The organism is Corynebacterium diphtheriae (genome assembly GCF_001457455.1).
In the GTDB taxonomy this organism is placed as follows: domain Bacteria; phylum Actinomycetota; class Actinomycetes; order Mycobacteriales; family Mycobacteriaceae; genus Corynebacterium; species Corynebacterium diphtheriae.
Genome location: NZ_LN831026.1, coordinates 1,308,402 through 1,320,548, shown reverse-complemented (window position 1 = coordinate 1,320,548; position 12,147 = coordinate 1,308,402). Strand labels below are relative to the sequence as shown.

11 protein-coding genes are annotated in these 12,147 nt (G+C 47.7%); all 11 read left to right on the top strand.

The features are described from left to right. Positions 1 to 18 precede the first annotated feature (18 nt). A complete protein-coding gene (locus AT687_RS06405; RefSeq protein WP_010934983.1) occupies positions 19 to 2,046 on the top strand; it encodes a primosomal protein N' in 2,028 nt (675 codons plus the stop codon). A gap of 79 nt (positions 2,047 to 2,125) precedes the next feature. Further along, complete coding sequence (def, locus tag AT687_RS06400; RefSeq protein ID WP_014301951.1) at positions 2,126 to 2,635, top strand: peptide deformylase; 510 nt, start codon at positions 2,126 to 2,128, stop codon at positions 2,633 to 2,635. A gap of 36 nt (positions 2,636 to 2,671) precedes the next feature. Then, positions 2,672 to 3,607 carry a methionyl-tRNA formyltransferase gene (gene fmt, locus AT687_RS06395; RefSeq protein WP_003851621.1) on the top strand — a complete coding sequence of 312 codons (936 nt, stop codon included), beginning with the start codon at positions 2,672 to 2,674 and terminating at the stop codon, positions 3,605 to 3,607. Then, the gene (locus tag AT687_RS06390) at positions 3,604 to 5,061 is read left to right on the top strand and encodes an RsmB/NOP family class I SAM-dependent RNA methyltransferase (protein ID WP_010934980.1); all 1,458 of its coding nucleotides are present in this window, start codon (positions 3,604 to 3,606) and stop codon (positions 5,059 to 5,061) included. The genes fmt and AT687_RS06390 overlap by 4 nt, the downstream gene beginning before the upstream one ends. A 53-nt stretch (positions 5,062 to 5,114) precedes the next feature. Continuing rightward, entirely contained in the window at positions 5,115 to 5,789 is a 675-nt protein-coding gene (gene rpe, locus AT687_RS06385) for a ribulose-phosphate 3-epimerase (protein WP_014303450.1), read from the top strand. A 94-nt stretch (positions 5,790 to 5,883) separates the two neighbouring features. After that, positions 5,884 to 6,888: a bifunctional diaminohydroxyphosphoribosylaminopyrimidine deaminase/5-amino-6-(5-phosphoribosylamino)uracil reductase RibD gene (gene ribD / locus AT687_RS06380; protein ID WP_014316768.1), complete on the top strand. Its 1,005-nt coding sequence runs from the start codon at positions 5,884 to 5,886 to the stop codon at positions 6,886 to 6,888. A 57-nt stretch (positions 6,889 to 6,945) separates the two neighbouring features. Further along, complete coding sequence (locus tag AT687_RS06375) at positions 6,946 to 7,554, top strand: riboflavin synthase (protein WP_014319118.1); 609 nt, start codon at positions 6,946 to 6,948, stop codon at positions 7,552 to 7,554. An 84-nt stretch (positions 7,555 to 7,638) separates the two neighbouring features. Next, positions 7,639 to 8,907: a bifunctional 3,4-dihydroxy-2-butanone-4-phosphate synthase/GTP cyclohydrolase II gene (locus AT687_RS06370; RefSeq protein WP_042382229.1), complete on the top strand. Its 1,269-nt coding sequence runs from the start codon at positions 7,639 to 7,641 to the stop codon at positions 8,905 to 8,907. Further along, positions 8,908 to 9,375, top strand: a complete 468-nt coding sequence (gene ribH / locus AT687_RS06365) for a 6,7-dimethyl-8-ribityllumazine synthase (RefSeq protein ID WP_003851610.1) — start codon at positions 8,908 to 8,910, stop codon at positions 9,373 to 9,375. Between the two features lie 138 nt (positions 9,376 to 9,513). Then, the gene (locus AT687_RS06360; protein WP_014316767.1) at positions 9,514 to 10,074 is read left to right on the top strand and encodes a PH domain-containing protein; all 561 of its coding nucleotides are present in this window, start codon (positions 9,514 to 9,516) and stop codon (positions 10,072 to 10,074) included. Positions 10,075 to 10,083: 9 nt separating this feature from the next. Then, positions 10,084 to 12,147 carry an excinuclease ABC subunit UvrC gene (gene uvrC / locus AT687_RS06355; protein ID WP_014319117.1) on the top strand — a complete coding sequence of 688 codons (2,064 nt, stop codon included), beginning with the start codon at positions 10,084 to 10,086 and terminating at the stop codon, positions 12,145 to 12,147.

Genomic DNA, 12,147 nt, shown 5'->3' with positions numbered 1-12,147 from the left:
GTATGTAGAATCGTTGCCATGTCTAAAACCCGCGTAGCTGCTTCAAGTCTTCCAGTTGCGCGGGTGTTGCCATTACTAGGCGTTGCTCATCTGGATCGCGTTTTCGAATATCTAGTGGATTCGACGATGTCGGATGATGCTCAGCCAGGTGTCAAAGTTCGAGTACGATTCGGTGGCAGGCTGGTTGACGGAATTATTTTGGAACGAACATCAGGTCAGGAACATGAGGGGAGACTTGCTTGGCTAGATAAAGTACAGTCGTCCGTTCCCGTCTATACTCCAGCGTTGCGACGACTCATCGAATCTTTGTCCACTCGATATGCGGGGATCACTTCAGATGTGATCCGTTCGGCAATCCCTTCGAGACATGCAAAAGTAGAAGAAGGGGATTTTTCCACTAGTTGGGACGATCTAGGTGATGTCGATGAACCTGATTTGTCTATGTGGGCAAAATACGTTCATGGGAAATCATTCGTGGACGCTGTAATTGCGTGTCAAACCGCTCGTGCTGCTTGGCAAATTGCACCGGGGGAAAACTGGGCAGCTGCGATTGCAGCGTTGGGTACTAAAGTTGCGATTGCGGGTGGTGGAGTACTCATCGTTGTTCCTGATCAACGGGATGTAGAAACATTAGAAGCTGCATTTCGTGGTTTGGTATCTGCTCGACAAATAACGGTGATGACATCCGCTCAAGGACCGCAGGCTCGCTATCGGCGGTTTTTAAGTATTTTGCATGGACAAGGCCGAATCGTTGTTGGCACTCGGAGTGCCGCATTTGCTCCTGTTGTCAACCTACAATTAGCAGTTATTAAAGACGATGGAGATGAAAATCTAGTTGATCCACGTAGCCCTTACATTCATGCGCGTGAAGTCCTGAGTACACGGTCTACACAAGAGCATTGTTCGCTTATTCTCGCAGGGCATTCGCGTAGTACCGAGGCGCAACTTTTGGTCCAATCAGGTTGGGCTCATAATCTAGTAGTCGATCGCGAACGAGTGCGAAAAATGATGCCGCGCATTCATGCTGTTGCAGATACGAACACAGCGTTGGAACGTGATCCACTTGCGAGGGCTGCGCGGATTCCTTCAGCAGCTTTTTCTTCATTAAGAGATGCATTGAAGCGAAATCGACCGGTGCTTATTCACGTCCCTAGGAAAGGGTATATTCCTGTACTAGCTTGTCAACAGTGCCGTTCTGCCGCGCGTTGTAGATATTGCAATGGTCCCTTGGAATTGCCATTTCCAGAATCTGGTGCACCACAAACACCTCAATGTCGATGGTGTGGTCGGCCTGATAGTCATTTTCGTTGTACCCATTGTGGATCCTCGAATCTTAGGGCAATTGTATTGGGTGCCGAACGGACTGCTGAAGAAATCGGTCGAGCATTTCCTCAAACTCGAGTAGTTGTTTCTGGTGGAAACCGAGTGCACGATACGATCCCAGATGCGCCAATAGTGGTGGTAGCTACCCCTGGAGCTGAACCAGAAATAGCGGACGATGGACGTTATGGAGCTGCAGTGTTGCTTGATACTTGGGCTTTACTGAGCCGTCAAGATTTGAGAGCTTCCGAAGACACACTGGCAAAATGGTTTTCTGTATGCACTTTAGTTGAGCCCTGTGTGGTGGGCGGAGAAGTCGTTGTTGTAGCAGATGCAGGACTTTTCGAAGTTCAAGCATTAATTCGATGGGATCCCATTTGGGCTGCATCGCGTGAGCTTGAACTAAGACAAGAAGTACATTTTCCGCCTGCTGCTCACATGGCGGCTATCGATGGTGCTCGAGATGCTATAGATGAATTTTTGGATATGATTCAACTTCCTGACCATGCAGAAATTTTGGGGCCGGTGAGCCTTCCTGCAGGAAACAAACTTCCGGGCGAATACGATGAAAATACCTATGGTCCGCCACAACGCGTGTTGATTCGTATTCCATTGAAAGACCGTAATGAACTAGGGGAAGTTTTACGATCTGGGATTGTGCAACGATCTGCTAAACGTAAAGAATTACCTCTCCGCGTGAAAATCGATCCTATCCATGTAGGGTAGATGTTTTGGCGTGAGCCTATATATGTGGACTCTATTTGATTTGTACTTGGCAGAATAAGAAGAGACTAAAGGAAACAAAGTGGCAATCCGCGATATTCGATTGTTTGGTGATCCCGTTTTGACTACGAAGTCGTCGGACGTGGAAGTCTTCGACTCCAGTATTCGAAATTTGGTTAATGACATGTTGGAAACCATGGATGCGGCTGGCGGAGTTGGCTTGGCAGCTAACCAAGTCGGAGTAACTAAACGAGTCTTTGTGTATGACTGTTCGCACATTGAGGATGGACTTCGCGGGCATATCATCAACCCGGTTTGGGAGCCCATTGGGGAAGATATTCAAATTGGTCCAGAAGGTTGCTTGTCCATTCCAGATGTTCAGCAAGAAACTGAGCGTTGGATGACAGTAAGCGTTAGTGGCCGTGATATTGATGGAAACCCGATTTCACTGGTTGCTTCTGGCTTGATGGCACGGTGTATTCAACATGAAACAGATCATCTAGATGGTGTTTTATTCTTGAGAAAGCTTGATAAAGTCCACCGGAAAGACGCAATGGCTCAGATCAGGAAGTCTGAGTGGTTTAATCAATAGCTATAGAGTCCGACTCGAAGACTTAATGAGGAAAGTATGCGTCTAATTTTTGCTGGAACACCTGAGCCTGCAGTTGTAGCTTTATCCCGATTGCTCGAAAGCGAACATGAGGTCGTAGCGGTGTTAACCCGTCCTGATGCACGTCGTGGACGTGGAAGGACTCTGCACCCTTCACCTGTGTCGGAGCTTGCGCAACAACACGGCATCGAAGTGCTAACTCCGGCTACGATCAAGCCAAATACTCCTGATGGCGACGCTTTTCGAGCCCGTCTCACCGAGCTAGCACCAGACTGTGTTCCAGTAGTTGCATACGGAAACCTCATTACAGAGGATCTTTTACAAGCTGTTCCGCATGGATGGATCAATCTGCATTTCTCGCTCTTGCCACGTTGGCGTGGCGCAGCCCCAGTTCAGGCTGCTATTGCCGCTGGAGACACGTCGACGGGTGCTACTACTTTTAGAATTGATAAAGGACTCGATACCGGTCAAATTCTCGGAGTAATTCACGAGCCGATTCAATCAACTGATACCGCTGACGATTTACTCACTCGGCTGGCGTACTCAGGTGCAGATCTTCTGGTTAACACTATGGATAATTTGGCGCAGGGAATTGCTACATACAGTGAGCAAATTGGCACTGCGACGTATGCACCTAAGATAACAACAGAGGACGCACGAATTCAGTGGACACATCCAGCCGAAGCCGTCGACAAGCATATTCGTGCTGTTACACCAGGTCCAGGGGCTTGGAGTTTACTAGGTGACCAGCGCTTTAAAATTGGCCCTGTAAGCGTGGCAGAAGAATCAGATTTACAACCAGGACACATGAGAATTGAAAAAAACCGTGTGTTAGTAGGAACCGGCGATCTTAATATTGAGCTTGACCAAATTCAGCCGCAAGGGAAGAAAAGAATGAAGGCATCTGATTGGGCTCGCGGATTGCAAAACACAGAAGGCTTGGTGCTGTCATGAGTGGTGGTTTTCGTTCCCGTTCGCGCTCAGGCGACCATCTTCCCGTACGTAGTGAAAAGAAGCAATCTACAAATAGGTCTCGCCAACCAAAGAGATCATCGCAATCAGATCCGCGATGGAAGCCGCTTAGAGGAATTGACCTACCGCGGTCAGTTGCTTTTTGGGTAATTCAACGAGTTGAAATAGATGCAGCATATGCGAATCTCACCCTTCCTAAAGTTCTCAAACAGTCGAAGCTTTCTGGTCGCGATGCGGCATTTGCTACGGAGTTAACCTACGGCACTTTAAGAACACAAGGTGTTCTCGATACCGTGATCGCAGAATGTTCTTCACGGGAACTTGAAGCTTTAAAACCGGAAGTGCGGGCAGCGCTGCGCCTAGGCGCCTATCAGCTTTTATACACACGGGTAGGTGCTCATGCAGCTGTAGATACAACCGTTCGAATCATGGAAGCAATCGGTCAAGATCGTGCAAAAGGATTTGTCAACGGTGTTCTCCGTACAATTTCAAGAACTTCTCCTCAATCGTGGATCGAAAAATTAACTCCATCGGGTGAGGTTGAGTCAATTGCCTTTCAGCATGCACACCCCGCTTGGATTGCTCGAAGTTTTTCCCAGATAGTTGGAATGAACGAGCTGGAGGCTGCATTATCAGCAGATTCTGAGCGTCCAAAGGTGCACTTGGTAGCACGCCCAGGGGAGATGAGTGCAGAAGAACTTGCGCTTATTGTTGGAGGCGATGAAGGTAAGTATTCTCCCTATGCTGTTTACCTAGAATCTGGTGATCCAGGAGCGCTGGAACCAGTTCGTGAAGGTTTGGCTGCGGTCCAAGATGAAGGCAGTCAACTAATTGCGAGAGCAGTGACCGAGGCTCCAATACATGGAGAAGATCAAGGAAAATGGCTTGATCTGTGTGCTGGTCCCGGCGGGAAAGCAGCATTACTTGGCGCAATTGCACGTATTGACGGTGCGACAGTGGATGCTGTCGAAGTGAGCAAGCACCGTGCGAAGTTGATCGAAAACATTGTTCGCGGTTTGCCCGTCAAAGTTACAGTAGGTGACGGACGCTCCCCAGGATTGGCGCCAGGATATGACCGAGTATTAGTTGATGCACCATGTTCTGGACTTGGAGCATTACGACGCCGCCCTGAAGCGCGGTGGCGAAAACAAGAAACTGACATTGAGGAACTGACAAAGCTGCAATCGCAGTTGCTCGAATCGGCTTTACGGCTTGTACGAACTGGTGGAATCGTTGTCTACTCAACGTGTTCCCCAGATTTAAGGGAAACACGACAGATTGTGGATCGAATACTTCGTTCTCACGAAGTTGAAGAGCTTAACGCTGCGGAGCTCGTTCCCAGTATGGAAAACACTGGTGAATACAAGTCGGTACACATGTGGCCACATCGACATGGCACAGATGCGATGTTTTTCGCAGTGCTGCGTAAAAAATAACGAGATGGGGTAGCGTCGCGTCGAGCTTATGGTTTCCACGCTAGACTGAGGCTATGACTCAGACTCGACAGTGTCCGATTATTGCACCATCAATTTTAGCTGCAGATTTTCGTAAGCTTGAAGAAGAAATCCAGTCGGTTAACCATGCCGACTGGATTCATGTCGATGTGATGGACGGTCATTTTGTGCCAAATCTTTCTTTTGGGGCAGATATCACTTGTGCTGCACGGTTGAGCACCTCACAACCACTTGACGTTCATCTAATGATCGAAAATCCAGAAAATTGGGTGGATTCGTACATTAAAGCTGGTGCGTTTACTGTCATATTTCATGTGGAAGCAACAGACAACCCAGTAGATCTTGCACGACATATTAGACAACAGGGTGCAAGAGCAGGGTTTTCGTTAAAACCAAGTACTCCGATTGATCCTTATCTCGATATGCTAGAAGAGTTTGACGAAGTTTTGATCATGAGTGTCGAACCTGGTTTCGGCGGACAAAAATTTATGCCGGAGCAATTAGAGAAGGTCCGTCAACTTCGTCGAATTATTGATGAACGCAATCTAGACGTGACTATCGAAATTGACGGTGGTATTTCAGAGTCCACAATCCGCCAAGCTGCAGAAGCAGGGTGTGATGCCTTTGTTGCCGGTTCTGCTGTCTTTGGTAGTGATGACCGTAATGCTGCCATTGACGCATTACGCGAACGTGCGCGCAGTCGTGCCTAGACAGAAAGACATGCAGGTGAATTGTGGGGTGCCGCTTAGTGCTGAGTTGCCGTTAAACACCATTTATGCGGAAACTACGGTTATTGGCACTGAAATGAACTTTATTTATCCTGCGGTCATTGCAGCAGTTCAAGAAGGAGAAAAGGCTTGGGGAACTACACACCCTAATCCTCCGGTTGGGGCAGTGGTGCTGTCTAGCAATGGCTCGATTGTGGGAAGGGGGCATACCCAACCACCTGGGGGCTCTCACGCTGAAATAATGGCATTGAGGCAGGCAGGGGAGAATACAAAAGGTGGCACATTAGTGGTCACTTTAGAGCCATGTAATCACTGGGGAAGAACTGGTCCCTGCAGTCATGCTATTTCTGAATCCGGTATTGAGCACGTAGTTTATCTCATGCAAGATACCGGTTCGCTAGAGAAAGGCGGGGCGGAATATCTTCGGCGCCAAGGATTAAAGGTGACCTTTTTAGACCTCAGTGTTGCTGCTCTTATTCCTTGGCAAGCATCTAAAGATCGTGGTTGGCCGTATGTTGTAGGGAAAACTGCCCACACTCTGGATGGCTTTGTTGCTGCTGAAGACCACAGCTCCAAATGGATAACTGGCAGTGCATCGCGTGATTACGCCAATCGGCAACGACGGCATTTTGATGCGATCATTGTTGGAACTGGCACTGTCAAAGCTGATAATCCAGCTTTGACAGCTCGAAAAGACGATGGCACCTTATTGCCGCATCAACCACTCAAAGTGGTCATCGGAACGAGTAAAATTTCTGAGGGTACGCAGTTAGCACGATCGGGATTTGTGCAGTTTTCAACGATCGAAGAAGCATTGGTACAACTTTGGGACCGAGGGGTGCGTTATGTGCTGGTTGAAGGCGGTCCACATTTATTACATGGATTTTTAACGAGCGGTAATCTCGACCAGTTACATTCGTATAGTGCGCCCATGCTTTTAACTCGAGGAGTTTCCCTTCTACAAGAGGAGGAGAAGAAATCTGCGGAAAGTGCTAATACTACGATTGCAAGTTCATTAAGAGGAAGTCCTCAATCCATTTCGATGCTCGGGGACGATATTCTTCAAGTAATTAATATTTGATCTGAACACCGAGTGGTTGTGACGAAATCTCATCGAAAAAATAAAAGGATTAGCAAAATGTTTACTGGGTTAATAGAAGAAATCGGAACGATTACTGGAATGGAAGAGCAAGGAGACTCACTCGTTCTCAGTATTTCAGCACCGGCACTTATGGTTGATGTGAAGCAAGGCGATTCAATTTCAGTCAACGGTGTGTGCTTGACCGTTGTTATTTGTGACGCTACTGGCTTCACAGCTGATGTAATGAGGGAGTCTCTCGATCATTCTAGTCTGGGTCAACTCCGAACTGGCAGCAACGTAAATCTGGAACGCGCCATGCGTGCGGATGCTCGCATGGGAGGGCATATCGTGCAAGGTCATGTTGATGGCACTGGTGTGCTGTTGTCTCGGGATCATTCGGAACATTGGGATGTATTGCGATTTAGTCTTCCAGCAGATATTTCGCAGTATGTGGTTGAAAAAGGTTCGATTGCTGTTGACGGAACTTCATTGACGGTGTCGTCGATAAGCGAACCTCTTGCAGAAAATCATTGGTTTGAAGTTTCGTTAATTCCCACCACTTTGGAGCACACTACGCTCGGTGAGCTAAAACTACGTGAGGTTGTGAATTTAGAAGTAGACATCGTTGGAAAATATGTTGAACGAATGCTTGCAGGACATAAATAACATCACAAATAGCGAGAAACGAGTAAGGTAGTGCGGGTGGATATAACCCGAAGCGGTACGCCTCGTAACAACGAGGCTTACCCGATAGATCAGCAGAATAACGATCATCCAAGGGTGACTTTGGATAGCATCGAAAGGGCCATCGCGGATATTGCGAATGGAAAGCCTGTGGTCGTAGTCGACTCAGAAGATCGTGAAAACGAAGGCGATTTAATTTTTGCGGCTGATAAAGCAACGCCAGAGTTAGTAGCCTTTATGGTTCGATATTCTTCGGGTTATATATGTGCCTCTTTGACGTCAGAAGAGTGCGATCGACTTCAGCTTCCGCCAATGACATCCCATAACGAGGATGCGCGGGGTACCGCATATGCCGTCACGGTAGATGCGAATACAGGAACAACTGGTATTTCTGCAACAAGTCGTGCAGATACGTTGAGGAAACTTGCCGACAGTCAATTCGGACCTCAAGATTTCACGCGTCCTGGCCATGTGGTTCCACTGCGTGCGAAAGCAGGAGGTGTGCTTGAACGGGCAGGGCATACTGAAGCGGCTGTCGATCTAGCTCGAATGGCTGGCTTGAATCCAGCAGGCGTCCTGTGTGAAGTCGTCAGCGAAGATGATCCCACAGACATGGCACGAGCACCTGAACTACGACGATTTGCGGATCGACATGATCTTGCACTTATTTCGATTGAACAGCTTATTGAGTGGCGACGTAGGTACGAATTACTTGTTGAACGAGCCGTGTCAACACAACTGCCAACTGAGTTCGGACGGTTTACCGCGGTCGGCTATCGTGGAATCGTTGACGGTGTAGAACATATTGCGCTAGTTGCTGGGGATATTTCTTCTGATGAGGGCAAGGATGTTCTCCTTAGAGTCCATTCTGAATGCTTGACCGGAGATGTTTTGGGTTCTCGTCGGTGTGACTGTGGGCCGCAATTACAAGCGTCCCTTCGTGCTATTTCCGAGCGAGGGCGCGGAGTCGTGGTGTACTTGCGTGGACATGAAGGACGTGGAATCGGATTACTTCATAAGCTTCAGGCGTATCATCTGCAAGATGAAGGGGCCGATACGGTTGACGCAAATAAGGCATTAGGCCTACCAGTTGACGCCCGTAATTACTCTGTTGCTGCACACATTCTACGAGATCTTGGCGTGCAGTCAGTATGTTTGCTGACGAATAATCCAGAAAAATCCCTTGAACTGGAACGCTATGGGGTCAAAGTAACTGGACGAGAGCCTGTCAAAGTGGAAGTGCACGAAGATAATATTCGTTATTTGACCACAAAACGGGATCGAATGAACCATGATCTGCCATGGATTGCCGAATACAACAAGGAGCAAAGCTAAGTGAGCAAAGAGGGACTGCCCAATGTATCTTCGGTAGCAGGAGCAGGTCTTGTTGTCGGAATAGTCTCCGCAACGTGGAATGAAAAGATCTGTAATCAGCTCCATGCTGAAGCGATTCGCACGGCAAAGGACTGCGGTGCAAAAGTCATCGAAACACGAGTGATCGGTGCGCTGGAGCTACCGATTGTAGTGCAAAAACTCGCTCAGACCTGTGATGCGGTGGTTGCTAATGGTTGTGTGATTAAAGGTGGCACTCCTCATTTTGACTACGTTTGCGACTCGGTAACTGAAGGGCTTACCCGAATTGCTTTAGATAGTGGAGTACCAGTCGGTAACGGAGTGCTTACTACTTTGAATGAAGAACAGGCGATTGACCGCGCTGGTTTTGATGGTTCCACTGAGAATAAAGGAGCAGAGGCAACCATTGCGGCTATGCATACTGCGCTTGTTCTAAGGGATTTGCCGTAAAGTACAACGTCGCAGTCACGTAAGCTGAGATCCTTACGATTGAAGCTGTGGCGCCTTAAGTACTAGAGTCGTGTGAAGGCAAACGCATGATAAGTGCTTCCGTATTGAGAATAATTTCAGTGAATTAGGGTAAAAATTGTGACTGCATCTTCTAGCAACAGCAATGGTGATAATCCATCTACTCAACGTGCCATTAGGCTTAGCGATCAGGAAATCCAGCAATATGTTGCTTTAGACGCTCCACTTACGACGGGTAAGCCGTGGGACTTAGAAATTAATTCTGCTTATCTGCGGCGATGGGCATGGAGTGGTGCCATTTTTATTTTAGCGATTCACATTTTCTTGGCGGTTGTCGTAGCAATCGGTGACACTGGTACTACAGTGACGCTTATTGATCAGTGGGGTTATTTCTTAGTTGGTCTTGTATTTGCGTCAGCATTTTATCTTGCTTTTGCGCGGCCACGTGTTCGAGCTAATGAAGATGGGGTAGAAGTTCGAAATTTTGTGGGTACTCGGTTCTACCCTTGGTCCGTTATATACGGTTTGAACTTCCCACAAGGAAGCAAATTTGCTCGCCTTGAGCTGCCAGAATTTGAATATGTCCCGTTGTGGGCCATTCAAGCTGGTGATAGTGCACGATCAATCTCAGCCATTGAAGATTTTCGTATTCTTGAGTCTCAATTTATGCCAGAGGATTAAGCCACAGCAGTGTCTGACCCATCTACATATCGCCCAGCCCCCGGCACCATTCCAACGGAACCGGGGGTCTATAAGTTTCGTGATCCCGAAGGCAGGGTCATTTATGTAGGTAAAGCAATCAACCTACGATCGCGGTTGTCCAATTATTTCCAAGATCTCAGTGTTTTGCATCCGCGCACGCGGCAGATGGTAACCACAGCTACCTCAGTAGAATGGACAGTCGTTGCCTCTGAAGTAGAAGCGCTTCAGCTGGAATATACTTGGATTAAAAAATTCGATCCGCATTTCAACGTTAAATATCGCGATGATAAAACGTACCCAGTACTCGCAGTTTCAGTAGGTGAGAGGTTTCCCCGTGCTTATTTTTATCGCGGTCCGCAGCGAAAAGGAGTGCGATATTACGGCCCATATTCCCATGCATGGGCTGTTCGAGAAACTTTGGATTTGCTGACACGAGTTTTCCCCATTCGAACTTGTACCAAAGCCGTATTTAATAGGCATGAATCATTAGGAAGGCCATGTTTGCTGGGGTATATCGACAAGTGTTCAGCTCCGTGTATTGGTCGAGTGAGCGAATCTGAACATCGAATAATAGTAGATGGATTCTGCTCATTCATGGCGGGTAACACCGATTCGGTCGTGCGGCGCTTAACTAACGAGATGATCTCGGCCTCAGAGGCTCTAGACTTTGAAAAAGCAGCTCGTAAACGTGACGATCTGAATGCTGTTCGTAAAATTACGGAACAACAAGCAGTAGTCCTTGGGGATGGTACCGACGCAGATGTTATTGCAGTTGCTGCTGATGATCTTGAAGCTTCAATTCAATTATTCCACGTGAGAAGTGGCAAGATTCGAGGTCAACGCGGGTGGATTGTTGAGCGTACCGACAATTCTGAAAGTGAATTGGAAGAGCTATTACAATCGTTCCTTATTCGGTTCTATTCCGATGAAGTGGCACATGAGGATCAAGTATCCGATAAAGAACTAACAGTTGCTCGGCGAGGCGTCGATAAGCAGTCCCATGAAAGTGATCTTGCCAATCGTCGTACTAACACCTCGGTGGTTCCTAAAGAGGTGTTAGTACATAAAGCTCCTGCAAATGTTGAGCAAACTACCGCAGTTTTGCGTAGTTTGCGTCATTCGAATGTGGATGTGCGCGTACCTCAGCGTGGCGATAAACGAGCGTTGGCAGATACAGTTTTTGCCAATGCTCAAGAAGCTTTGCGACAGCATAAAATTAAGCGAGGATCGGATTTAACTACACGATCCGCTGCCCTACAAGAGATTCATGAGGCTCTTGGCCTAGACGAACCGCCTCTGCGCATTGAATGTACAGATATTTCTCATATTCAAGGCACAGACGTAGTGGCCTCACTTGTGGTTTTTGAAGATGGACTGCCGAAAAACTCGGACTACCGTCGTTACAAAATCAAAGAGGCGGCAGGCGAGGGTAAGTCCAACGATGTTGGGTCTATTGCAGAAGTCGTACGTCGAAGGTTCGCACGATACAAAAACGATCGCCGCATGGTTCCTCAAGAGGATGAGTTTGACGGCTCGCGATTTGAAGATGAATCGTTGGCGGGAGAAAACACTGTGGCAGCGAAACAGAGGTTTGCTTATTCACCTCAATTGTTCATAGTCGACGGTGGAGCGCCCCAAGTAGCTGCAGCACAAGATGTGCTCGATGAATTGGGGATTACGGATGTAGCGCTAATCGGAATTGCTAAACGCTTAGAGGAAATATGGTTACCTGGCGAAGAAGACCCATTGATTCTTCCACGAAATTCTCAAGGGTTGTACCTTATTCAGCAGCTGCGTGATGAAGCACATCGATTCGCTATTACATTTCACCGACAACAGCGATCGCAACGGATGCGACGGTCTATTCTTGACGATATCAAAGGCCTAGGCCCTGCACGTCGAAAAGTTTTAGTAGCGCATTTTGGTTCGGTCAAAGAACTAAAAAAGGCATCGGAATCAGAGATTATGATGGTAAACGGAATTGGTCCTGCTCTTGCACATAGTATTTATGTCGCATTGCACCCAGACTCAGATGACTCCTCAGTACAATAG